Raw genomic sequence first — 23,405 nt, 5'->3', positions numbered from 1 at the left:
AATGCCAATGAATATTACACCACCTCTTGTCATGATTAAGTGCGCCGTATTTGTATTATCTGGCTTATTACTTTTTGGCTGCAGTAGCACCATGCAAACAATGCAAACAATGCAAACAATGCAAACAAACAATGAGCAGTACGTAAAAATAACCAAATCAGAGTTACAACAGCTACAAACAAGCTCAGCGCAGTGGCAAGCAATAAAACCTGATATTGAAAGGTTGTTATTGATTGAGAGTGATTTAAATTTATTGATAACCCAATTAACAGCAATAGCCAATGAAGAGCCAGCTCAAAGTAATACTGCGATAACCGCGCAAGCACAGCCGCCAATACAGGCACCTGTAGCTCAGCCACAACGTATACCCCCCGCGTTATTTGCATTACAAATTATCTCAGTCACTCAGCAAGCGCAACTGGCAACAAGTTGGCAAGCCATGCAACATAAAGCCCCAAGTTTACTGACGGGAACGACTATCGCCAATGTTGAAACGGCAAATGTAAAAGGCATAACTTACTATCGCTTAAAACTTGGGGCTTACCAGTATCAAAAAAATGCCCAAGCTGATTGCGACAAATTAAAACAGCAGCAAGTGAGTTGTATTGTGAGTTACTACACAGATAACCCAGTAAAACTATAAATAGGCATAATACTTGCTTTGTAATTGCCATGTTTAGTAAGGATGGCAATTATGCGCCTTTTGTTATGTTTATTATTGCTGAGTTTAACTGCGTGTAGCTTAACGCAAGAAAAACCACCAGCACCGAGCACCGAAGCGCCAAAAGCGACGATGGCACCGTATACGGTGCATCAGTATGTGAGCGATTTAAGCACCCAGCTTAGCCACGTCAATGGGCCATTTAAAAGCAGCGCGCGGATTGCCGTCACTAGCTTTTACTTAGCCGATGCGCTTGATACTGAGCTGGCGCAAGGGCAGGGAGCTGGGCTGAGTCAACAAATTCAAGAAAGTTTATTAACCCAGTTTACTCAACTAGGCTATAACACCATTGAATATCGCCTTGAAAAACACCTTAACCTAGCCAGTAACGCTGACGGTATGCTAAGTCGCGATATTAGTAAATTACGCCAACGTCAGAATATTGACTTTGTGATCACCGGCACACTTACACGGCAACAACATGCCTATATAGTTAATGCCCGCATGGTAAATACCCAGGACAGCCGCGTTGTATCTGCCGCTAGCACCGAGATCCCCATCAACGTTATGTGGGGTGATGAAAAAATACAACAGCGCGACGGTTACATCTACCGCAGCGAATACTAATTAGGAGCTCTCATGAAACGCTTAATATTAACTTTATGTTTGCCACTGGGATTTGGGTGTGCACAAGTGATGGAACCGAGCAGTGGCGCACAACTGACCAATAACTCCCCACAATTGGTAAATGATCAACGAGCTGTCGCTGCGCCAGGGCAAACTAATTCTTTGTATCAAAGCAATGCCCCCGTTATTAATGACAGCAGCCAAGTTAGCGTGCCAACGCGTAAAAATATTAATCACTACGTACGCGGCATCATGCAAGATATGGCTGAAAATCTGCAATACGTAAACAGTAAAACGCCACTTGCCGTGTCGAGCTTTATTTTTTTAGATGACAACTACAACGACGCTACTTTACTGGGTAATCAAATTGCCGAAAGCTTTATGCATGAGTTACACAGCTTTGGTGTGCCCGTGATTGATTTTAAAACCACTGACTTTATGCGTGTCACGCCAACGGGTGATTTTGTTTTTAGCCGCGACTATTTAGAGCTTAGCCAAGATCAAAACTTTAACTACGTACTGGCTGGCACTATGGTAAACCACCAAGGTGGTGTGTTGGTTAATGCCCGTATAATTGGTTTAGCTAGTAAAGCCGTAGTAGGCTCTGCGCAAGGGTTTATTCCTCAATCAGTGGTGGATGCACTCGACAGTAGCTACCGCACAGATGGCGTCATGCTAAAACAAGTGAGTAAGTGAGGCTAATGATGAGTAAGCTAACACATCGCGCATTTTTAATCGCAACGACAGGGGTACTTTTCAGTACTCTCAGTGCATGCAGTACGGTTAATGACAGCACAGCCGTTGAGCCAGTGCAAAGCACCACCAGCCAGTACGACCTTACTCACATGCTGCAACAGGCTCAAGCAAGCAATGCTGAACCGATAGATAATGGTGCCCAGTTTACGCCAAATAAACACCATAAAACCTTAGTTAATTATGTTGAGCAAATGGCGCTAGATCTTGTAGATACCATGCAAACTGAGCTAGATGTATCAATTGCCGTTACCTCATTTGTTGATTTAGATGCCAGCCTTAATAACAGCAGCCAATTAGGCAACCAGTTATCAGAGAGCTTTATTCATCAACTGCAAAAATTTGGTTATGGCATTGTCGATTTTAAAACTACCGACCACATAGCTATGACCGCCCGCGGTGATTTTGTGTTTTCTCGTGATATAGAGCAACTGGCTGATAAACACATTGCCAGCCATGTGTTATCAGGCACACTAATTTATCGCAGCAACGGTGTAGAAGTAAACGCCCGTATTATTGATATCAACAGTAAACGCGTTATCGCCAGCAGCAATAAAACTCTGCCGTATTACGTGCTCAACAACGCCGATATCCACCTACAACGCGCGAGTATTAACTAAGGTCAATCAAGCCTATTTAACTGCTTGATTGTAAATGGGATAAACCGTTATACTTTTGCTATCAGCTATCAGCTATCAGCTATCAGCTATCAGCTATCAGCTATCAGCTATCAGCTCGAAGCTCGAAGCTCGAAGCTCGAATGTGGCCTCTTAGTTAAATGGATATAACGGCCCCCTCCTAAGGGGCAGTTACAGGTTCGATTCCTGTAGGGGCTACCAACAAAATCAATAAGTTATGATTTTGCTTTCCACTTTCGAATTTTCTGTGTAGCACATATGTAGCATGCCGTTTAGTAATTTTGTGACCGATAAATATTAATCATTCATATTATATTTTTACCAGAATATATTTACTATTTTTCAATTTATTTTTAAATATGTTTATGGATGCTAGCCAGCTATCTGAATGATATAATTTTCATAGTGATTTATTTAGAAAGACAAAAATGTTAAATGATAAAAAAATCAGGACTGAATTGATTGATAGGCTTAATTCTTCCTCTAAAAGACCTGTTAGAGTTGTTGAAGAGATGGCTGTAAAAAGAGGTATCGCTATAGCCGATGTTGTCGTTGCTTATAAGCGTCCCCATTGTTTTGAAATAAAGAGTGATGTAGATTCGTTATCAAGATTAATTAATCAGTCTAAAATATTTAGTGAGGTCTTTCCAAAGGTTACATTAGTTACAACAGATAAACACTTGCAAAAGGCTATAAAAATCGTTCCAGCTTGGTGGGGCATCATCGTGGCTTCTTCATATGAAGCTGAAAAAGTAAAATTAAAATACTATAGAAAATCTAGGTTTAATCCCAGTGATACAACAAATAATTTGTTAAGTATTTTATGGAATGATGAGCTGAAAAGTATACTGAATGAAATAAAGGAGCCCTACAAAAAATCACTTAATAGGGCTGAGCTAGTAGACAAGGTTCAGTCAGCTGTATCCAAAAAGAGAGCAGAGGGCATATTCGTTGATACTATTTTTGAAAGAAAAGTAAATGGCTAAATCTAGGTTTTATATAATTTCATTTAAATAGTTTATATGCTGATTCATAGTTGCTGTTATCCAAGTGGTTGCATTACCAGATTTATCATTACTATGATCAGCAATTAGCTCTATGTATTTATCACCGAAAGAAGCATTTACTCTAAAGCCATTAATTTGCATCACTTCATTAGCAATATCTTTGAACTGTTTAAAGCCTCTAGGGTGTTGTGTCGTTAACTTTCCGCGACTGATATAAAATACATTTTTTAATGTGTATGTTATTTTGGGGACAATTGGAATAGGGCGACCATTTGAATCAAGTTCCTGAAAGTCTGGTGATACAGTTCCATAATCGCCATAAGTTAAACTTGAATACTCAGTATCTAAAAGTTTAATATCTTCCCATAGTTCATATTCCAATCTTTGAATTGCAATGCTATTCCCTGTTTTAAGAATATCGTTGATTGTCATAGGGATTGAAGAGGAAGCTATTATGACTAAGCTATCATTTCGCAAATTTTCATAATTTAAAATAAACTTTTTTAAAATATTGAGTGCTTTATCTTTACTTTCAACGGATTCAATAACTCTGCAATCTAATACTAAATCAATGATACTTGTAAATTTTTTAAGATCATCAATTAGCTCTTCGATTTCCTGAATAACTAGCCTAGGGGCTACTAAGTCTTTAAGATTAAGCCTGATGACTACAGGTATATCTTTCTTTGAACTTAGTATTTTCTCTACGGCTTTATCGTGTTCTAAGTCTCTATCTATTCCCGTAACAATACCTAAATTGAATCCTTTAAGAATTAGATTTTCATATGTTGAGTATGGGTGTAAACCGTTCGGTAATCTAGCTCTTGAGTCTAAGTCATAATGATCAATGTAGAATCGAGATTTAGGATCCCAAAAACGGCAAATTTTATCAATAAAGCTATTTTGTTTTTTTTGAACCTCATCAGAAATTATAGAGTTAGCAATAAAGTCAAAAAAAGGTACTGTATTTTTATTATTTAAGTGCTTAATTGAGTTAAAGTCACCAGCTTTTGATTTTAAAAAAATAAAATATTTCATAATTCTAAGATCTCAGATGGTTTTATACTGTGCACTAAGTTTACAAATAGTTTATAGTTTTTTAGTTCATTTCTCAGCTTACCTGCAAGTATTATTGGGTGAATACCTGTGACCTCAGAGGCTCTATATAGGTTTTCTTCAGTAGGGAATTTTGCTAAATTAAAGCTTCTCCACGCTCTTCTATCTACAATGGCTATACTAGCGAGGTAATCAGCTTCATTCTCAATTTCATTTTTATTATCTTCATCTAAGTCTTCTATTATTACATCATCCAACAATTCGTAGTGGAGGTGTATATGTGCTAGCTCATGACAAAGAGTAAACCAAAAATTATCATATCTATCATACCTTAAGGACATGGCTAATACTGGGTTTCCGCGAGAAGTTCGATATACTAGCCCGTCAATGCCTAAGCCTTGAAATGCTTTTTCTATTATAAGTATGATGCCTAGGCTACCTAATACTTTTTTTAAGTTGCTAATATTACAAGGTTCGTTACTCAGTTTAGCTATGCTATTGATAGTTTCCTTTGTAATATTATCCCTTTGAAATTCACATATATTGGAACTTATTTCTTTAGCCTTTTTATTTATAATTGCTTGCCAAGTTAGAAGAACAACCTCTCGCTTTTCATTTGATTTGAGGTTCCCTGCCCTGTAAAGAGAAGATGAACTCATATTCATGTTATTTTGAAGGAGCTTAAATGTATCGGATTTAATCGTTTCGGATTTAACTAATCCTCTTGACAGTAACTCGTTTAATGGAATGTCTGCTTTTTGACTATCCATCCAAAAAATCAAGTCTAGAGGCTTGGAAATTTCAGCAGAGGAAGAATCTGAGCTCAGGCAAGTTCTGTCTTCTAATTCAATTAATTTATTAAAATCAAAGCTCTTCATTACAATTCCTCTGCTATCAATGATAAAGCTTGGTGCTTTTCTAACTCGAAGTATTTAAGACCTTCATAAGCTAAATCTATACCTAAATTTTTCATACCCAAATGATCATAAAAAGGTTCTGCTTGGGGTAATGAGTGCAAACCTATACACCCTTCGCAACCTTTATCTCGGCTATATCTACAAATAAATAATATAAGAATACTTCCTACACCACTAAAATGTTTAATTGTTTGGTGAGGCCTATTCCAAGGAGCGGTGGCAATTCTATCAATATAAACTAGATTTTTACCTTTATGTAAGCGGGTTTCTTTAGGGAAGTATGTATGCAGCGCTCCTTCAGGGATACCATTAACTGTAAGATAGAAAGTGACTTGAATGTAGTCTTCTGAATTTTGACTGTTGACTATATCATTCCAACACCAGTGAAAATCTGAAATATTTTCTGACGTGAGTGCTGATTTTAAGTCTTCAAGCGTTGTTGATGCCTTTTTTAATTCAAAGACCCTTTCAAGAGAATGTGTTTGCCACGTATCATCAATTTTTTGTGCGTATTCTGGATCGTCAACTATTTCATAATTACAGTGCTTATTTTCTTTAGGTGAAAATATAGAACCAGTTTCTAAAACACTCACAAATACATCCTTATAATTTTTTTCCTATATTCACATACTACTTATTTAGAGTATATATGTCGAATAACAGTTAATACGTAGTACAGTTATTTACAGAACTCCAAGTAAGACCTTTCTTGCCATTCTGGCAAGTGATGAGCTAAAGGTGATTTTGGCTTTGTACTGATGTTTGGTATTAGCTTTTGGTTATGCCTTTTCTACCTTCTATGAATAGTGCCTAGTGCTAGTACCTTGTAAAAAAAAACGGCTTTACCAGCGACCCATAAGCCTTTTACTTTGAGTATCAGTTCACTATCGTAATAGCTTTGTAAGCACTCGCCAGTTTCCTCAACAATGTTTAAATTGCTGCCTAGTTTGATAGGTCTATCTTTTATCAATTCATCAGCCTCAGGTGTATGCTTACTACATATTCACTATAGTAGAGCGGTAGGACAATATATTCCTTTTCCAGTGGTGATGAGCCTTGTGTGCCTGTGAGTTTAATTGTTTTGATGGGCTGGCATTTATTTATGTACGATTGCAGTGATTTTGCTTTGGTGCGTTTACCACTTTTTACTTCGATAGGCAGTATGTTGCCTTCGTCATCAGAGACTACAAATTCGATCTCCGCTCTTGCATCACCCCATGAATATGTTGGGTCAATGCCTTGTGCAGCAAGTTCCTGTTGTACAAAATTTTCGGCCACAAAGCCTTTGTATTCATAGCCTTGTTGTTTTATCTCTTTATACCCAATGTTTAGCATATAATTTAATAAGCCAACATCAAAAAGAAATAATTTAACGATATTGTCTTTTTTATATGCTGCTAATGGGCTTTTAGGTGTGCCATCAATAGGGTGGTTTTTGAGTACAAGGCGGCACTTATTTAACCAAGAAATTGCGCTTTCAAAGTCACCATAACGAGATTTTTTTTCATGCATTCCTTTAAATTTAAAGCGATTAACAGATTCATCCACAACTGAAGATAGTTGTGCTGGAATATTATTAAATACAGCCTCAATTAATCCAGCATCTACTTTTCCTGAGTATTTGCCAAAGTCTCGTTGATATCCCAATACTAAATTTTTATGGATCTCTGTTACAGCTTGAACGCGGTCAATGATACTGTGATCAGATAAATCAAACCATGTACTTACAGCTTCGGGCATACCGCCAGTAAAGTAATAATCAGTGAGTTTTGAGAATAATTTACTATGTGCTGCACTTGAGTTTGTTTGCCTTGCAAATGCCTTAATTAGAGCTGTTTCTTGCGAGGCGATCAGAAATTCGCGAAATGTGAGGGGGCGTAGATTATGTTGTTCCACCTTACCAACCGGAAAGGAGTTTAATAAACCGATATTAGAACCACTGGCAGCAATGTGCATATACGGTGCTTGTTCAGCAAAGTATTTGAGAGATGTGACTGCTTTAGGGCATTCGCCTATTTCATCAAGGATCAGTAGATCTGTATTAGGGTTAAACGTTTTTCCTGTAAGTAACTCAATATTAGATAGTACGTCATTGGGAGATAACGAATCAGCGAATGCTTCGCTCATTTGTGGGGATTCTAAGAAATCGATGCGAATCACGTTTGCAAAAGTACTGCCTAATAGAGTTTGTAACAAATAAGTTTTACCAGTTTGGCGAGCGCCATCAATTAATAATGGTTTTCGTGCTGGTTTAGATTTCCAATCTAATAACTTTTCTAAAATTAATCGTTGCATGGCAGGTCTCACATTACTCATTAGATGATTAATTACACTTTATTGCGCGAATAAATGCAAGTTTTCACACTTTTATGCGCGAATAAATGGGTTTTTCTACATTTTTATGCGCGAATAAGTGTGGTTATCTCATGTGAATTAAATTTACTACCATTTTAAACGCTGATGTTTTACCTTGTTGTGCAGTAGCTTTTAAAGGATAACGAAGATATGGTAAGGCCTATTTCAGTCGATAACGCTGAACATTACAAATGGAGCGATGACTGCGATGGTTGGCATTTAGTAAAAAGTGCGGCATTGAGTGTGATCCAAGAGCGAGTGCCGTCGGGCTGTTGTGAACAGTCGCATAAGCATGAGTTTGCTGAGCAGTTCTTTTTTGTGCTTAGTGGGCAGGCTACATTAATTGTGGACTCAGTGAGCCATATTTTAAACCCGCAGCAGGGCTTACATGTGCCAGCAGGGTTGGTGCATCAATTATGTAATTATGGCGAAGTTAACCTTGAGTTTATTGTTACTTCAACGCCGCCAAGTCATGGTGATAGGGTTAATCAATCATAACCAAGGAGGCTTAGACCTCCTTGATTATTAGTTATATTTTATCCTAGCAACCTAGCCCTAATTCCCCGGGCCACATTCCATACATTGGTTAATAATATCTGGGCCGAATTTAAGTTTGGCGTTTAAATCACGCAGTGCGGTACGTAGGCCTTCTTCTATCACTGGATGATAAAATGGCATATCCAGCATTTGCGGTACGGTCATTTTGTTTTGCACAGCCCATGCAAGTAAGTGGGCGATGTGCTCAGCTTGTGGGCCAATAAATTCAGCACCTAAAAATAAGCCTGTACCTTGCTCTGCGTATAAACGCATGTGGCCTTTATTTTTCAGCATTACGCGGCTGCGGCCTTGGTTTTCAAAGCTGACTTCGCCAATTTCAAAGCAACCACATTCACCAAAACGCGCGGTTATTTGCTTGTAGCTTTCGCCCACCATAGCTATTTGCGGGTCGCTGAAAACGGCTGCAATAGGTGCGCGGCGCAGGCCGTTACGAACATCTGGGAAGCGGCCGGCGTTTTGTCCGGCAATAGTGCCTTGATCGCTGGCTTCATGCAGTAGTGGGATCATATTGCTGGCATCCCCTGCGATAAATATTGTTGAGTCGCCACATTGCATAGTGTGCTTATCAGCCACTGGTACACCGCGTTCATCAAGTTCGATACCGGTGTTTTCAAGGCCTAGTTTATCTGTATTTGGCACGCGGCCAGTAGCGGCTAGCACGTAATCAAATTGTTCAGTTTGTTTCTGACCGTTTTTGTCAATATAGCTAAGCTGGGCTTTATCACCGACTTTTTGCATATCAGATACGTTTGAATCAGTATCAACAAAAAATTCTTCTGCAAATACAGTGTTTGCGTAGTCTTTTATAACTGGGTCGGTAATAGGACCGATAGCGCCACCTACACCAAACAGTTTTACCTTTACGCCTAAACGGTGCAGCGCTTGGCCAATTTCAAGGCCAATAACACCTGGGCCAAATACGGCAACGGATTCTGGCAAGTCCTGCCAATCAAATACGTCGTCGTTAATTATTAATCTGTCGCCAAAGTTATTAAATACACCTGGGTAAGCTGGGCGAGAGCCGGTGGCAATCACAAAGCGTTTTGCTGTAATAATTGTATGGTCGTCAATTTGCACGCGGTTGGCATCTAAAAATTTTGCATAACCACGAATTTTATCTTCGTTGGGTAATTCATCTACGGCTTCTACTACAAAGCCTGCAAAGCGGTCGCGTTCGTTACGTACTCGTGCCATTACTTCCACGCCGTTAATTGTTGGCTTTGAGCTATGTACACCAAAAGCGGGGGCTGCTTCAATTGCATGGGCTGCTTCTGCGGCGGCAATGAGTAATTTACTTGGCATGCAACCTACACGAGCGCAAGTGGTGCCATACGGGCCTGATTCGATCATTAATACATTGGGAGTGTGTTGCTTTGCATTACGATAAGCGCTTAAACCTGCTGTGCCAGCACCAATTACAACAACGTCTGTTTGTAGTTCTTTCATTATGTTGCTCCAGAATACCAATTTTATTAATCAATTGGTGTGTAAATAAGTTAATAAAATGAGTATAAAAAAGGGGCTAAAAAGCCCCTGTATTTAATTGCGTGGGGGTTTAAATATTAAGCAAAATATTTTGCTAAATCGTCAGAGCCACCAATGTGTTTTCCGCCAATAAATACTTGTGGTACGGTTTCACGGCCTGAGATTGCTTTAAGGCTCGTTAATGATGCACCTGCGCCCATGGTGATTTCTTCGTACACTAGGCCTTTTTCTTCAAGTAAAGCTTTTGCTTTAGTACAGAAAGGGCAACCTGGTTTAGTAAATATGCTGACTGCCTCTGGTTTTACTTGCTTAGGGTTGATGTAATCAAGCATAGTGTCTGCGTCTGATACTTCAAACGGGTCGCCTGGTAAATCTGGTTCGATGAACATTTTTTCAATTACGCCATCTTTAACTAACATTGAATAGCGCCAGCTACGTTTACCAAAGCCTAGGTCATTTTTGTCTACTAACATACCCATACCGTCAGTAAATTCACCGTTGCCATCTGGTAATAAAGTAATGTTTTGTGCTTCTTGGTTTTGTGCCCAAGCGTTCATTACGAAAGTATCGTTTACTGATACACACACGATGTCGTCAACGCCATTTTGCTTAAGTACTGCAGCTAGTTCGTTATAGCGTGGTAAATGCGTTGATGAACACGTTGGTGTAAATGCACCTGGTAGCGAAAATACAACAACCGTTTTACCTTTAAAAATGTCGTCAGATGTTACTGATTTCCACTCATCGTTTACGCGAGTTGCAAATGTAACCTGTGGAATTGTTTGACCTTCAATATTCTTTAACATGTTTTTTAGTTCCTCTTGATTTGTTGATAGCCATTATGTCGTGAAAGTTATAATAGCTCCAATCGTTTGTTTGTATTAATATGATAGTTATTATCTATTAGTTGTGGTTTGCAATGAATTTAAAAGACCTTGAATATGTAAAAGCAATTGCGCACTTTAAGCATTTTCGTAAAGCTGCCGATGCGTGTTATGTCAGCCAGCCAACTCTCAGTGGCCAAGTAAAAAAATTAGAACAAGAGCTGGGAGTGACCTTATTTGATCGCTCCACTAAGCAAGTTACTTTAACGGTGCAAGGTGAACGTTTGTTGACACAGATCAAAGTGATCTTAGAGCAAACCCAAATATTAAAAGAACTAGCAGCAACCTCTAGCGCACCACTACAAGGTAGGGTAAAAATCGGCATTATTCCAACGATTGCGCCGTATTTACTCCCTACTTTGCTTACGTCTATGAAAGAGGCGTTTGCTGATAGCCAGTTTGCTTTTGTTGAAATGCAAACTGCTAATATTTTAACTGCGTTAGATAATGGTGAGTTAGACATTGCAATCTTAGCAGATGTGCCTGAACTTAAGCTTTATCATACAGTTAATATATATAAAGAAGATTTCTTGGTAGCAATGTCAAATCAAAATAACCTTGCTAAACGTGATAAAGTTGCTTTGGATGAACTGCAATCGTGCAGTTTGTTGATGCTTAGCGATGGTCATTGCTTTAAAGACCAAGCGCAGCAGTTTTGTTTTGCTGCTGGGGTGGATGTATCAAACGAGTACCAAGGTAATAGTCTGGAGACTTTATTGGCACTGGTGGCTATGGATGATGGTGTTACATTTGTACCAAAGCTCGCTTGCAGCGAGCGCATAGGGATCCGTTATTTACCAATCTTTCCTACTCAGCAACGTCGTGTCGTATTGGCTTGTCGTAAACATTATCCACATTTAGCTGGAATTGAGTTACTCGCAAACTGGCTGAGTGAGCACCCGAGTTTACGCCAACAATTGACTAAGGTTTTAAATTAGTGAGCTCGACTACATCATTGATTTGAATATTAGGCAAAGGTTGCTGATCAACACTCACGGCAACGGCACTTTGCTGATACACCTGTTCGACCTGAACTTGATTTAATGTGGTGATCAAGTTCGGCATTTTATTACCCGCTGCATCGGTTAAATAGTTATGATGAGCAATATTCAAGCGTTGACCTTTTTCAATGCCATGTGCTTTACCTAAGTTGATGATCAATTTATTGTTTTCAATATGTAGAATTTTTCCTTGAGTCTCTAAGCATGCCATTGCAGCTTGTAGATCGTAACTGACGGTTTGGTTTATATCAGTAATACTTTGACCATAATCAGAGCTCCAGAACTTTTCGCTGAATACATCGATGATTTGTGTTTTTTCAAATGGCCAGATACCTTGGCTGCGATAGCTTTTTTGCCAAAGTCGTTCATACGTGGTGCCATCAAATAAAGCAAAGTCCACCTTGTATGAGCGTTGGTACGTTTCGTCTTGCCAGAATGCGTAACTATTATTGAGCTTATCACTATTAGAAATATCAACAATCTGACTCAACAGTACATACTGTGAGTTGCTGCGGCTTGATATTTCTTCTAATAGTGCATCACTGTAATCGTATTGTTGATTAAAAAACTCGCTCACGCGGATCGGAAAGTTAAAATAAGCGGTTGGCTTAGCATTCATTGCCGATTGGCTTAATGTTTTATACAGGGCTTCGCTAGTGGCTTTATTGATGTCAAAAATTTGACCCATCATGGCCTGTTCACGATTGACTAATTGCGTTTGGGTGATCGCAACAAACTTAGTGAACTCATTAGCGGGGCAGTGCTCTTGTTGTGGGAAAATATCCAAGCGTAGCGTGATCGCAAATTGATCTGACTTTCGATCTTCACTGATCATTTCTATTTTTTGAATTTCGCCGTGACTGTTTATTTTTAGTTGATCTTGCGTAAGTACGCCGTCAACTAAGGTTTGCATTGAGCTCACACGGGCACCTGAGAACACTAACGCTTGGGTGATTGCATCTTTTATGGCCGCAGATTTTGCCGCCGCCACATCATCATTTTTGATACTGGCATGGCCTGTTGATTCATACCACTGTGCTGAGCTATTAGGCGAAAAAAGGCTGGCTGTTAGCCAACTTGTGGCGATCATGATTGTTGATAAACTATGCTTCATTACCCAAACCTTATACATAAACATCTGCTATATGCAGTGACAGAGCAAGGACTATACCAATTGTTTGACAACTTTGATCTAAAACGACAGTAAGTACTAATTTTGGCATTGATTGTGCATCGGTTTAGACATTATGACTTCTTTTAAGCGTGAGAGACGCCATGCGTAGTGTGATTGCAATTTGCATTTTTGCGAGTCTAGGTTTAGTAGGCTGTAGTAGTATTTTTGATAAACATGTGGAATATAAGTACATAGAGCCAGATAACTACCCAGTTTTAAAAGCGGTCGGGTATGCGCCAATTAGTGCTCAGCCCGGGGAGAATCAGTCACAGCGCTCGTTGATGGCAATTAAAGCATCTAAGCTTGAAGCGTACCGCGAGCTTGCAGAACAAGTATATGGGCAAAAGATTACCGCCGGCACCACTGTGCAAGGCAGTATTGCGCAAAATGATCAATTACACAGCCAAGTGCAAGGCATTATTAAAGGGGCGCAAGTCATTAAAAGCTATGCAGTTGGAGATACTTACGCTACCGAGTTACAGCTTGATATGAAACGTGTCCATGACTTATACATAGGCGAAATAAAGCCACGTGAAGTTAAAAAAGTCACTTATTACTAAAGTTAATTATTGAGCGTTAAATAGTCACAAAATAATGGCTAAAATATCTCACTGTTAACGCTTCAGTGCTATGCTTTATTTACTGTTTTTTACTGAATAAAGATTGTGGCAAGAAAAAGTTTGACGCGTTTTTTAGTGTACAACTCAAGGTTGCTTTTGTGAGCGAGTGTCGCTCAGTTAGTGTGCCTTTGAGTAAATGGAGTAATCGCCCGTTACTGCATTTTTTGCTGCCTCTTATATTTGCAACCTCTTTTGTGTGTGCCGATCGCCTATCGATTCAGTTCACTACCTTTTTAGAAAAAATGCACCAACAGTTTGGTCCTTCACGTGTGGCAGTTGCTCGTAATTGGCAAACAATGTTAGTCCAGTCACAGAACAAAACTGAACAACAAAAAATTTTAATCGTAAATGATTTTTTTGCTCGTAACTTGCGCTACCGAACCGATATGCAGCTTTGGCAACAAAATGATTATTGGGCAACTCCACTTGAAACTTTAGGGAAAGGGCTGGGTGATTGTGAAGATTATGCAATTGCTAAGTATATCAGTCTGCGCGCCCTAGGTATTGCAGATGATAAGTTACGGCTTATTTATGTAAAAGCACAGATCGGTGGGCCAAACTCTAGACAAACTCAAGCGCATATGGTGCTTGGTTACTTTGCTGTGCCAAATGCGCAACCACTGATTTTAGATAGTTTAATTGCAAAGGTATTGCCCGCAGCTAAACGTACAGATCTGAGCCCTGTTTTTAGTTTTAATAGCCAAGGTTTATGGGCTAATAATTCAACGCAAAGTGTTGCAAACCCTACTGCTAGATTATCTCGCTGGCGACGTATTCTCGAACAAACACAACAAGAAGGAATTATGTGGTGATGTCATTTATGTCCTTGTTTAAACGCAAAAGTAAAATCACTTTACGGCAAGAGTTATGGCTGGGGATTTTAGTCATTATTGCAGTAGGCTTTATGAGTAGTGTATTAATTAGTACTTATACTGCTAAACAGTATTTTTCTTCTCAGTTACATTTAAAGAATATCGATAATGCAAATAGCTTAGCTTTGATGCTAAGCCAGTTGCAGAAAGATCCTGTTGAATTAGAGCTACTAATTTCAGCTACTTTTGATACTGGGCACTATCAGCGCATAGAGTTACAAAACCCATTAGGGGAGCCGCTTATAAAACGCGTTTTTAGTGGTAAGCTTGATACAACGGCGCCAGGGTGGTTTCATCACTTTTATCACTTACAAGTTCAGCCAGGGGTGGCGCAAGTGAGCGATGGTTGGCAGCAGTTCGGTACTTTATATTTAGAAAGTCACAGCCAATATACTGAGCAAGCGCTATGGGAAAGTGCCATACGATTATTTTTTAGCTTTTTTATCGTTGCGATTATAGCTTGTATAGCAAGTGCTTACTTTTTAAGGAAAATATTACGTCCTTTGGACGATGTCGTGCAACAAGCGAATGCTTTAGGCGATAAACGCTTTATTAGATCGAAAGTACCCAGAACCTATGAATTTGCACGGTTAGTGAGCTCGATGAATTTACTTTCAAAGCGATTTAGCCGGATTGTTAAAGAAGACAAAAAACGCTTAGAAGAGTTTCGTTTTAAAAGCCAACATGATGAGTTAACAGGGTTAGCAAACAGAGAGTACTTTAGCGCAACTTTAGAGGCACAATTACAGCAATCAAAAGAGCATGCCCATGGCGCATTATTTTTATTTCGAGTTGTTAACCTTGATCAAATAAGTGAACAAATTAATCGCGTTGAAATGGTCACTTTTTTACGTCGTTTTACGCAAACTCTAGTTGCTTTTTTAGAGTCGAATGAGGATCGATTTTCTGAAAATCATATAGCGCGAATTTCTCATACCGACTTCGCCGTATTGGTGAATGACACAGACGATATTGAAAACCTAAGTTCACAGGTATTTAAGCAGCATCAGGCCTTGCTTGATGATTACAGCCATATTGAATTATCCATACCTCATAGTTGTAGCTATATAGAGCGTGAGGATAGTCGTTTTACACTGTTAAAGCGGGTTGATAATTTATTAAAAGCCGCAGTAGCAGAGCCAACACAACAGGTACAGGTAAATAATAATAAGCAGCGCAATGAATTATTTGCAGACGCTGATAGTTGGCGTGAAGCAATTGAGCATGCACTAGATAATAATGACTTAGATGTTTTGCTTTACCCCGTTAAATCTTTTTCGGGCAAGTTATTACAAAACCAAGTAAGTCTAAGCTTATTGCTTAATGGTGAACTGTATCGTAGCGGTTATTACTTACAATGGGCAAAAAGATTAAAGCTACTTGCTCGCTTAGATTGGGGCTTAGTTAAATACTTAGTTAAGGTATTTGAGCAAAGAGAAGACTTAAAGCTTATTTCAGTGGAGCTATCGCAAGAAACGTTGTTAGACGATGCAGCACTTGCTGCAATATTGACGTATTTACTCGCATATCCAAAATTAGCTGAGCATATTTGTTTTGATATACGTGAAAGTTTAGCGGTTGCTGAATTGGCTATTTTTAAAGACTTTTGTATGCAAGTGAAAAGCATGGGCGCCAAAGTGGCGCTTAAGCGGGTTGGCCAAGGTTTCAGTAAAATTGATAAAATTCATGAGCTTGGTCTTGAGATGATTAAAATAGATAGCGTTTATGGCCACAATATAAGCTATAGCCAAGATAATCAGACCTTCCTCAGAGGATTGTGTTCATTAGCGCATTCGATAGGTATTAAAGTGATTGCTGAGGGGGTTAAGAGCCCTGAAGATCAGCAGACATTAAAAGGAATAGGGTTCGATGGCTATGTATCACAACCGATTGATGATACTCAGGAAGACCTAATAGAATAAAATACAAAGCGATGTATTGTATGTGAAATAAATGGGGTAAACCCGAGCCGACGGGCATGGAGCCACAAATGGTGTAGCAGCGATTTTACATCGCGACTGGGTTACAAGGTTTTATACCGCGACGGGGTTTATTGCATTCCACATCGTGAAAGGGCTTAAATATTTTATGAATCAACGCACAAAGTAACAATTTCGTACGTTTAGCTGCCTTTGATTGCTAGCATCAACTGCATGCGGTCACGAACTTGGAGTTTATTAAATATTGAGCTCATATGTTCTTTTACTGTACGCTCTGTGATATTTAATTGATTCGCTACAGCTTTGTTACTGGCACCAGTAATAACAACATCAACGACTTGGCGCTCGCGCTTCGTTAATAACGTTAGGTCGCAGGCGTGCTGATAGCTAATAGCTTGCTTTGAGAGTACACCAACCAAGTTAGATAATAACTGGCCCGGTAACCAAATACCGCCACTGATAATTGTTTCTGCAACTTGCTCTATGATTATTTGACTAGCAAAAGCTTCAACATAACCGCGAGCGCCCACTTGTAATGCAGCACATAACTCTGCCATGTTTAACTCTTTGGTCATCACAATCACTGGAATACGACTTTTGCTGTATTTTTGTACAATACTAAGCCAGTCAGGACTGCCAGCTAAAATCCATAAAATGGTGTCGGCTGTGATCTTATGTGGCTGCTGTTCACGAATTTCACATTCAGGGTAGGCGGCTTGCCAGTGCGGTGAAATAAGTTCAGCTTCGGTGATAAATACACTTTGGCGCATTATTAATCCATTTTAAAAGTTTGAAAAAATATTAATTAACGCTCTGTCATTGCTAATGATGTTGCTCGTAATACTGGTTTTAATAGGTATTCCAGCACGGTTTTTTTGCCAGTAATAATATCCACTTGAGTCGTCATGCCTGGAATAATAGTGAGATTATCGGCAAACTGATTTTTGTTAGTTTTAAGTTGCACTAAATAAAACGTGTTATCGCGCTCATCGGTTATCGTATCGGCACTAATTTGAATAACCTCGGCACTTAAGCCACCGTAAATAGCAAAATCATAGGCGCTAAATTTGATCATTGCTGTTTGCCCTGGGCGTAAGAATGCAATATCTTTGGGAGGGATCTTAGCCTCGACTATCAATTGATCATCCAGCGGTATAATTTCTAGAACATCACTACCAGGTTGTAAAATCCCTCCAACCGTGTTCACCATTAAGCGCTGTACAGTGCCATTAACAGGCGAGCGAATTTCAGTTTGGGCTACTTTATCAGCCAACCCTGATTCGGTTTCTTTAATTGCATCTAACCGCAATCGTGCTTCTGAGAGCTCGTTGTTCCATCGATTGATCATGGATAGCTCAACCTCGGCTACTTTGTTTTTTGCTTCATTGATTGCAGATACACTGCGGTTGATGACCGCTCTGGATCGATTTATCTCGCCATTTAAGTCAACGGCTTGGCGTTCTAGGCGAATTATATCGATATCAGATACTGCACCTGAGCGAAGGAGTGGCCGGGTAACTTGTAATTCACGGTTTATTAAACGTAATGCATTGGTATGTTGTTGCAGGGCTGCTTGTGCTTCAATATGGTCTTGACGACGTTGCTCTAATTGACGTTTATGAATGGCGACTTGTTGTTCAAGCTCTTGGTTATTACTGGTGTAAAGTGCTTGTTCGTGCATTACCACCGCGGGTGCATCAGTGGTGAGCTTAGGGTCAAAAATTAAAGGCTGCTTTTTAGTAAGTGCTTCAAGTCGCGCGACTTTAGCACTGAGTGACAGCACTTTAGATTGATTTTCACGAAAATTAGAAATATACCGAGTAGGATCAATTTTTATTAGTACATCACCAGTACTGACTACTTGTCCTTCACGTACATTAATTTGTTCGACCATCCCGCCATCATAAGATTGAATCAGTTGTAATTTATTTGACGGTATAACACGACCTTCACCGCGAGCGACTTCATCAAGATTAGCAAACGCAGACCAAATAAATAACAACATCATGCTAAAACAAATTAAGTACAGCAATAACTTGGCACTTGCCGGTTGTTGTTGCATTTTTTCCCATTGTGCATCAACCACCCAATCTTGACTGTTTGGTGGCGATAACCAGCCTTTGAATAAGTTATTAAAAATAGATGGTTTTTTTCCTTTAGTCGCTTCTATAGCACGTCCTACAGATTCAAAAGAGCGTTGTTCTAGTGTGGGTTTGTTTTTACTCATGATGCTCGCTCCACAGTTTGATTACTCAACGAGGCAATTACCCGAGCTTTTGGTCCATCGGCAATTATTTTACCGTTATCAACGACAATAATTCGATCAACCAACTCCAGTAGCGATGTTCGGTGTGTTACTACCAGCAGGGTTTTATCATGGTTGTACTGTTTTAAATTAGCGATGATTTTTGCTTCACTATTGTGATCCAGTGCTGAGGTTGGCTCATCAAGAATGAGTATTGGCGGATCGTTTATCAAAGCACGAGCAATACCAACAGCTTGACGCTGCCCACCAGAGAGGAGCCGGCCTTGTTCGCCAACTTGTAGATCAAAGCCATCAGGGTGAGAGTTAATTAAGTCGAATAATTGGCTACGTTCGCACGCACTTATAATTTGTTCATCTTTGGCGTGCCATGCACTTAAGGTGATATTGTCTTTCAGCGAGCCAAAAAATAGCGAGATTGTTTGCGGGACATAACCAATATTATGGCGCAATTCTGCAGGATCTATTTGGTGGATATCGGTGTTATCAATTAAAATAGAACCCGAGGTCGGATCATGTAACCCTAAAATGAGTTTCTCTAGCGTGCTTTTACCTGAACCATTACGCCCTAAGATAGCAACTTTTTCACCGGCTTTAATTTTAAACGAAACTCCAGATAGCGCTTCGTTACTTTCATCTGAGTATTTAAAATGTACGTTTTGAAATTCTATATCTCCGCGTAAAACAGGGTGACTTAACCAATGTTTACCAGCTGGGCGCTCAACCTCTTTTTCCATGATCTCATTCAGTGAATGCATTGCAATGGCCGCATGGTGAAATTGTGCAAGTACCGCAGCGGATTGACCAATTGGTCCCATAGTTCTTGATGATAATAAATATGCTGCAATTAAGCCGCCTTGGGTTAAATCACCTGCGATGACTAAATGCACGCCAATGATCATTATAATCACGCCAACACATTGTTGTAACCACGTGGCAGAGTTGGCTATTGAGCCAGATATAAGCCGACTCTGCGCATTAACGCGAGCAATGTAAATTGTTGATTTTTCCCATGCCGCTTGAGTTTTACATTCACTATGAAAGCTTTTTACATCTTCAATATTGGTAAGGCTTTCAACTAAAATAGCATTACGCATAGAGCTGGCTTTCATCGTTTGCTCTGACAGTGCTTCTAACTTTCTGTGGGCGGCTAAGGCATAACACAGCAATATTATTGCCCCGACTATAATAGGAATACTCAGCTCTACACCAATGATTGCGATGACTGTGAGGTATAAAAATACAAAAGGTAAATCAACCAATGCGATGAGGGTAATGGAGCTAAAGAAGCCACGCACAGCTTCGAAAGACTGGATATTGCTGGCAAATGAGCCTGCTGATGTGGGTCGGTTTTTTAATTGCATTCCCAGTACTCGTTCCATAATTACCGCAGAGACTTTTACATCGATGCGACTGGCAGCAAGTTCGACAAAATAACTACGTACTAACCTCAAAGCAAAGTCTGCGGTCAGTGCTATTAGTACGCCTATGGCTAATACCCATAAGGTTTCTACCGCTTGATTGGGTACGACTCGGTCATACACGTTCATGACAAACAAGGGCATTGCAATCGATAATACACCCAGTGCAATGGCTGAAATAATGACGTCTTTATATAAGGAACGGCACTCTTTAATGACCCCCCAAAACCAGCCATCTTTAGATAATTTTTGTAACACCGGTGAGCGTGCATCAAAAGTGAATTCTGGACGTGTATAAATAATAACATCAGTTGGGTTTTGACTGAGATCTGCCACATTTAACGTTACAGCTGAGTCGCTTAGCTCTGGATAAATTACTTCAACGGTTTGTGTGAGTGGATCCAATGCTGTAATTACGCAAGCTTGGTTATTCTCAAGTAATAAAATAGCAGGAAGTAAAGCGGTATTGATTTTGGTTAGTTGTTTATTAACAACTTTGGTTTTAAAACCAATACGTTTAGCTGCTCGTGAAAAACCAGAAGGCGTGAGATTGCCTTGCTCAAGGGGAAGCCCATTAAGCAAAGTCTCACGGGAAAATTCACGATCATGGTAGTGACATAAAATTTCTAAACAGTCTACTAAAATACCACCATGACTGACTACATCATCTATTTCCATATAACTTCCATTGTTATTGCATTAAGTTTAACGATTTAAAAATGGGACGTATTACTCTGTTATGATTGAAATCGAGTTAACAAAGGACGATTAATGCGTATGGGTTTTAGTTAAGCATCGAGCGGAGCCTTGTTATTACATTAAGCTTTTTTACTTACAGCGCTTTAACATGCCCATAAATAGAGCCATCCAGACAGCATGTGCTGGCATTTATGCGTGGTTACTGCTATTTAAAAAGAATAACTACACTGATAAGTTTTCTTTCGCCTAAAAGCCAAACACAGCTGTACACTTAACTTCTAAAGTAAGTGCGTCTTAGTAACTGGATGCGACAAAACTGTTTCCTGTATTGGTATCGGTGATCACCGCTTCTATACGTCTGTTTGCCGCATTAGCCCGTACGGATATTTCATTGATCCTAGGTTTATCTATACCATAGCCAAGTGATTTAACTCGCTTAGGCAATACACCATACTGTTGAATTAATATTTCTGCGACTGAGAATGCGCGTTTTTCAGAGAGCTTTTTATTGTAAAGCGCAGGCCCTTCAAGTGATGCATGTCCTTGTATTTCTACATTTTTAGATGGGTGAGATTTTAAAAAGTCTGCAAGACGTGCTATTTCCTGTAAGTACTCAGGACGTACTACACTGGAGTCAGCCGCAAACGGAATGCCGATTTCTACATTACTGGTATTACTATTGTATTTAGTACAGCCTTTTTCATCTACCTCGGTAAAAGCAGGTGTTGATGGACAGTCATCCTGTTCGTTTGCAACACCGTCATTATCATCATCACTAAAGGTACTCGAAAGCGCTGGCGCATTGAGATAGCTTGGCATTGCCGTGACGGTCATGTAGGCGTTATCTTGCTGGGCTTTTTTTTGTAAAAACTCCTGACGGCTGATGGTGGCTGCCACGTCGTATTTAGGGCAAATAAATTCGGCATTGTGGGCAATAGGGTCATCGGTTAATTCCGTGATTTTCGGAAATTTGTCAGAGGTTACATTTAAGGTTGGCAGTAGTTTGCCCATTTCTGCGAGCATGGCGAGTATCGCTGCTTGACGATCGTAAAGTGCTGCAGTATATGAACGGTTAGATTGGAATGATTCATTTTCGGCATCGAGTACGTCTAATAGAGTACGTTGGCCAATATCAAATTGATCTTTGTAGGCTATTTTCACTTTGTCAGATGAGCGACGATGTTGATCTAATGAAGGAAGCTTACTCTCAAGGATTTTTACATTGTTATATGCAACTTGCAGGTTTTGACGTATTTCAATACACGATTGATCACGTTGGAATTTCGCTATATTGACTTCTTGGTATGCTTGATCAAGATTGGCGCTGTCTAAACCACCATTGTATAAGTTGTATCGCACATCAATGCCAACTCTGGCTTCTGTTCTGGTTTCATTAAAGCCAAGTTCATCACGGTCTTGGGAGCCATAACGCGCAGATAAATCAACCTTAGGATGAAACGCAGCTTTTTGTGATTGCGCATTCGCTTGTTGGGCTTCAATATTATACAAAGATGCATAAAAGCTAGGACTGTTTTTATAAGCAATATCAAGCGCTTGGTTAATAGAAATTGGGATGCTATCTTCACTTAACTTAGCTGCAACCGTGCCTTGTTGAGGCAGCTCTCCCACAATCCGTAAGTAGCGTGCGCTAACATCATGTAGGTTTGCGTATTCGGTCATTACATTGGATTGAGCAAGTGATAGGCGACCACTGATTTGCTCCAGGTCAGCCGCTCTGGCTACGCCGGCTCCTACGCTTTGTTCAATTTGTTGATATACCGACTCATGCTCGCTTAGGTTTTTCTGCGCCAGCTCTACTAAGGTGGTGAATTTTTGCACGTCAAGATAAGCAACGCTTGCTTGTAGCGCTATTTGCTCAGCTTGTGAGAGCATTTCAAAGTAGCGAATAAGTTGAATGCGTTCAAATCGTTTAACGGTATTTGATGTTTGAAAGCCATCATACAGCATTTGCCCTAAGGTAAGCTCTGCGGTATTGCGGTTATATTCATCTTCTACGCCGTAGTTACGTTTTTCATAACCTGCACTGATTGATGCATCTAATGTAGGTTTATACCCTGATTTTGCAGCATCAATACCATAAATTGATGCTTTAAAAGCATGCCAAGCTTGTTGAACTTCTGGGTTACTGGCTATTGCTTTGTCGGCGACATAAGTCAAAGGCATGAGGGAAGTTTGCTCAGCATGAAGATGAGCAGTAAATCCATTTGTAGCTAAAACCAAACCAATTAGAATTGTAGCTCTAGTGCGGGTAAAGTTATTTTTCCTAGCCATTTCGTCCTCTTAGATCCAAGTTGATGATCATTTAGATTAGTTTTAGACAAGGAAATTGATTAGTGCAAATAGAAGTTTTGCCTAGCATAAAAAAAATTTTTCACCAGTTCTTTAAGCTTTTAATATTAATTTAAGTTTTGTTACCTGTACTTTAGTCCAGTGTCCTTTTTACTGTGCTGTTC

21 protein-coding genes and 1 tRNA gene are annotated in these 23,405 nt (G+C 39.6%); 11 read left to right on the top strand and 11 right to left on the bottom strand.

Translation table 11 applies throughout. The features are described from left to right. The first annotated feature begins 7 nt into the window (after positions 1-7). The 6 genes from KAN5_RS09790 to KAN5_RS09765 all read left to right on the top strand — a co-directional run bounded on the left by KAN5_RS09790 (position 8) and on the right by KAN5_RS09765 (position 3,665). Positions 8-643, top strand: coding sequence for an SPOR domain-containing protein (locus tag KAN5_RS09790; RefSeq protein ID WP_244389621.1), 636 nt, complete (start codon positions 8-10; stop codon positions 641-643). 51 nt (positions 644-694) lie between these two features. Continuing rightward, entirely contained in the window at positions 695-1,288 is a 594-nt protein-coding gene (locus tag KAN5_RS09785) for a FlgO family outer membrane protein (RefSeq protein ID WP_016709764.1), read from the top strand. A gap of 12 nt (positions 1,289-1,300) precedes the next feature. After that, positions 1,301-1,984 carry a FlgO family outer membrane protein gene (locus KAN5_RS09780; protein WP_016709763.1) on the top strand — a complete coding sequence of 228 codons (684 nt, stop codon included), beginning with the start codon at positions 1,301-1,303 and terminating at the stop codon, positions 1,982-1,984. A 5-nt stretch (positions 1,985-1,989) separates the two neighbouring features. After that, positions 1,990-2,661, top strand: a complete 672-nt coding sequence (locus tag KAN5_RS09775) for a FlgO family outer membrane protein (RefSeq protein WP_244389620.1) — start codon at positions 1,990-1,992, stop codon at positions 2,659-2,661. Positions 2,662-2,805: 144 nt separating this feature from the next. Then, a tRNA-Arg gene (locus KAN5_RS09770) sits at positions 2,806-2,880 on the top strand. Between the two features lie 227 nt (positions 2,881-3,107). Further along, positions 3,108-3,665, top strand: coding sequence for a sce7726 family protein (locus tag KAN5_RS09765; protein ID WP_244389619.1), 558 nt, complete (start codon positions 3,108-3,110; stop codon positions 3,663-3,665). Positions 3,666-3,674: 9 nt separating this feature from the next. On the opposite strand, the gene KAN5_RS09760 is transcribed toward KAN5_RS09765, so the two are convergent. The 4 genes from KAN5_RS09760 to KAN5_RS09745 form a co-directional block, all read right to left on the bottom strand. Continuing rightward, positions 3,675-4,724 carry a beta family protein gene (locus KAN5_RS09760; protein ID WP_244389618.1) on the bottom strand — a complete coding sequence of 350 codons (1,050 nt, stop codon included), beginning with the start codon at positions 4,722-4,724 and terminating at the stop codon, positions 3,675-3,677. After that, the gene (locus tag KAN5_RS09755) at positions 4,721-5,620 is read right to left on the bottom strand and encodes an ImmA/IrrE family metallo-endopeptidase (protein ID WP_244389617.1); all 900 of its coding nucleotides are present in this window, start codon (positions 5,618-5,620) and stop codon (positions 4,721-4,723) included. The genes KAN5_RS09760 and KAN5_RS09755 overlap by 4 nt, the downstream gene beginning before the upstream one ends. Then, positions 5,620-6,252, bottom strand: coding sequence for a GNAT family N-acetyltransferase (locus KAN5_RS09750; RefSeq protein ID WP_244389616.1), 633 nt, complete (start codon positions 6,250-6,252; stop codon positions 5,620-5,622). Before KAN5_RS09750 ends, KAN5_RS09755 begins: the two co-directional genes overlap by 1 nt. A 373-nt stretch (positions 6,253-6,625) precedes the next feature. Further along, the gene (locus KAN5_RS09745) at positions 6,626-7,954 is read right to left on the bottom strand and encodes an AAA family ATPase (protein WP_244389615.1); all 1,329 of its coding nucleotides are present in this window, start codon (positions 7,952-7,954) and stop codon (positions 6,626-6,628) included. Between the two features lie 210 nt (positions 7,955-8,164). On the opposite strand from KAN5_RS09745, the gene KAN5_RS09740 reads away from it, so the two are divergent. Beyond that, positions 8,165-8,512 carry a cupin domain-containing protein gene (locus tag KAN5_RS09740; RefSeq protein ID WP_244389614.1) on the top strand — a complete coding sequence of 116 codons (348 nt, stop codon included), beginning with the start codon at positions 8,165-8,167 and terminating at the stop codon, positions 8,510-8,512. A 57-nt stretch (positions 8,513-8,569) separates the two neighbouring features. Here the strand turns inward: KAN5_RS09740 and KAN5_RS09735 are convergent, their stop codons facing one another. Next, entirely contained in the window at positions 8,570-10,018 is a 1,449-nt protein-coding gene (locus tag KAN5_RS09735; protein WP_138554898.1) for a dihydrolipoyl dehydrogenase, read from the bottom strand. Positions 10,019-10,134: 116 nt separating this feature from the next. Beyond that, entirely contained in the window at positions 10,135-10,863 is a 729-nt protein-coding gene (locus tag KAN5_RS09730) for a glutathione peroxidase (RefSeq protein ID WP_016710590.1), read from the bottom strand. Between the two features lie 113 nt (positions 10,864-10,976). Between KAN5_RS09730 and KAN5_RS09725 the strand changes: the two genes are divergently transcribed. Next, on the top strand, positions 10,977-11,879 hold the full coding sequence (locus tag KAN5_RS09725) for a LysR substrate-binding domain-containing protein (RefSeq protein WP_138554897.1): 903 nt from the start codon (positions 10,977-10,979) through the stop codon (positions 11,877-11,879). Here KAN5_RS09725 and KAN5_RS09720 read toward each other — a convergent pair. Next, positions 11,863-13,056, bottom strand: coding sequence for a flagellar assembly protein T N-terminal domain-containing protein (locus KAN5_RS09720; protein WP_016710592.1), 1,194 nt, complete (start codon positions 13,054-13,056; stop codon positions 11,863-11,865). The genes KAN5_RS09725 and KAN5_RS09720 overlap by 17 nt on opposite strands. Before the next feature lie 161 nt (positions 13,057-13,217). On the opposite strand from KAN5_RS09720, the gene KAN5_RS09715 reads away from it, so the two are divergent. The 3 genes from KAN5_RS09715 (at position 13,218) to KAN5_RS09705 (ending at position 16,530) form a co-directional block, all read left to right on the top strand. Continuing rightward, positions 13,218-13,676 carry an LPP20 family lipoprotein gene (locus KAN5_RS09715; protein WP_016710593.1) on the top strand — a complete coding sequence of 153 codons (459 nt, stop codon included), beginning with the start codon at positions 13,218-13,220 and terminating at the stop codon, positions 13,674-13,676. 158 nt (positions 13,677-13,834) lie between these two features. Continuing rightward, on the top strand, positions 13,835-14,548 hold the full coding sequence (locus KAN5_RS09710) for a transglutaminase-like cysteine peptidase (protein WP_016710594.1): 714 nt from the start codon (positions 13,835-13,837) through the stop codon (positions 14,546-14,548). Beyond that, positions 14,548-16,530, top strand: coding sequence for a LapD/MoxY N-terminal periplasmic domain-containing protein (locus tag KAN5_RS09705; protein WP_244389613.1), 1,983 nt, complete (start codon positions 14,548-14,550; stop codon positions 16,528-16,530). The genes KAN5_RS09710 and KAN5_RS09705 overlap by 1 nt, the downstream gene beginning before the upstream one ends. Before the next feature lie 200 nt (positions 16,531-16,730). Here the strand turns inward: KAN5_RS09705 and KAN5_RS09700 are convergent, their stop codons facing one another. The 4 genes from KAN5_RS09700 to KAN5_RS09685 form a co-directional block, all read right to left on the bottom strand. Then, the gene (locus KAN5_RS09700; protein ID WP_244389612.1) at positions 16,731-17,318 is read right to left on the bottom strand and encodes a response regulator transcription factor; all 588 of its coding nucleotides are present in this window, start codon (positions 17,316-17,318) and stop codon (positions 16,731-16,733) included. A 35-nt stretch (positions 17,319-17,353) separates the two neighbouring features. Beyond that, positions 17,354-18,775: an HlyD family type I secretion periplasmic adaptor subunit gene (locus tag KAN5_RS09695; RefSeq protein ID WP_016710597.1), complete on the bottom strand. Its 1,422-nt coding sequence runs from the start codon at positions 18,773-18,775 to the stop codon at positions 17,354-17,356. Then, on the bottom strand, positions 18,772-20,910 hold the full coding sequence (locus KAN5_RS09690; RefSeq protein WP_016710598.1) for a type I secretion system permease/ATPase: 2,139 nt from the start codon (positions 20,908-20,910) through the stop codon (positions 18,772-18,774). The genes KAN5_RS09695 and KAN5_RS09690 overlap by 4 nt, the downstream gene beginning before the upstream one ends. Positions 20,911-21,225: 315 nt before the next feature. Beyond that, the gene (locus tag KAN5_RS09685) at positions 21,226-23,223 is read right to left on the bottom strand and encodes a TolC family outer membrane protein (RefSeq protein WP_050901613.1); all 1,998 of its coding nucleotides are present in this window, start codon (positions 23,221-23,223) and stop codon (positions 21,226-21,228) included. Positions 23,224-23,405: the final 182 nt, after the last annotated feature.

Origin of the sequence: Pseudoalteromonas sp. KAN5, assembly GCF_022846535.1 — a bacterium.
In the GTDB taxonomy this organism is placed as follows: Bacteria; Pseudomonadota; Gammaproteobacteria; order Enterobacterales; family Alteromonadaceae; genus Pseudoalteromonas; species Pseudoalteromonas haloplanktis.
The sequence above is the reverse complement of the archived record's forward strand: the minus strand, read 5'-3'. Positions and strand labels throughout refer to the sequence as shown.

Excerpts from the sequence above, each read along its gene's own strand:
- KAN5_RS09730 (WP_016710590.1), bottom strand. The coding sequence starts at position 10,863 with ATGTTAAAGAATATTGAAGGTCAAACAATTCCACAGGTTACATTTGCA.
- KAN5_RS09725 (WP_138554897.1), top strand. The coding sequence starts at position 10,977 with ATGAATTTAAAAGACCTTGAATATGTAAAAGCAATTGCGCACTTTAAG.
- KAN5_RS09690 (WP_016710598.1), bottom strand. The coding sequence starts at position 20,910 with ATGGAAATAGATGATGTAGTCAGTCATGGTGGTATTTTAGTAGACTGT.
- KAN5_RS09790 (WP_244389621.1), top strand. The coding sequence starts at position 8 with ATGAATATTACACCACCTCTTGTCATGATTAAGTGCGCCGTATTTGTA.
- KAN5_RS09715 (WP_016710593.1), top strand. The coding sequence starts at position 13,218 with ATGCGTAGTGTGATTGCAATTTGCATTTTTGCGAGTCTAGGTTTAGTA.
- KAN5_RS09785 (WP_016709764.1), top strand. The coding sequence starts at position 695 with ATGCGCCTTTTGTTATGTTTATTATTGCTGAGTTTAACTGCGTGTAGC.
- KAN5_RS09760 (WP_244389618.1), bottom strand. The coding sequence starts at position 4,724 with ATGAAATATTTTATTTTTTTAAAATCAAAAGCTGGTGACTTTAACTCA.
- KAN5_RS09700 (WP_244389612.1), bottom strand. The coding sequence starts at position 17,318 with ATGCGCCAAAGTGTATTTATCACCGAAGCTGAACTTATTTCACCGCAC.
- KAN5_RS09705 (WP_244389613.1), top strand. The coding sequence starts at position 14,548 with ATGTCATTTATGTCCTTGTTTAAACGCAAAAGTAAAATCACTTTACGG.
- KAN5_RS09695 (WP_016710597.1), bottom strand. The coding sequence starts at position 18,775 with ATGAGTAAAAACAAACCCACACTAGAACAACGCTCTTTTGAATCTGTA.
- KAN5_RS09775 (WP_244389620.1), top strand. The coding sequence starts at position 1,990 with ATGATGAGTAAGCTAACACATCGCGCATTTTTAATCGCAACGACAGGG.
- KAN5_RS09755 (WP_244389617.1), bottom strand. The coding sequence starts at position 5,620 with ATGAAGAGCTTTGATTTTAATAAATTAATTGAATTAGAAGACAGAACT.
- KAN5_RS09720 (WP_016710592.1), bottom strand. The coding sequence starts at position 13,056 with ATGAAGCATAGTTTATCAACAATCATGATCGCCACAAGTTGGCTAACA.
- KAN5_RS09780 (WP_016709763.1), top strand. The coding sequence starts at position 1,301 with ATGAAACGCTTAATATTAACTTTATGTTTGCCACTGGGATTTGGGTGT.
- KAN5_RS09735 (WP_138554898.1), bottom strand. The coding sequence starts at position 10,018 with ATGAAAGAACTACAAACAGACGTTGTTGTAATTGGTGCTGGCACAGCA.
- KAN5_RS09745 (WP_244389615.1), bottom strand. The coding sequence starts at position 7,954 with ATGCAACGATTAATTTTAGAAAAGTTATTAGATTGGAAATCTAAACCA.
- KAN5_RS09685 (WP_050901613.1), bottom strand. The coding sequence starts at position 23,223 with ATGGCTAGGAAAAATAACTTTACCCGCACTAGAGCTACAATTCTAATT.
- KAN5_RS09765 (WP_244389619.1), top strand. The coding sequence starts at position 3,108 with ATGTTAAATGATAAAAAAATCAGGACTGAATTGATTGATAGGCTTAAT.
- KAN5_RS09740 (WP_244389614.1), top strand. The coding sequence starts at position 8,165 with ATGGTAAGGCCTATTTCAGTCGATAACGCTGAACATTACAAATGGAGC.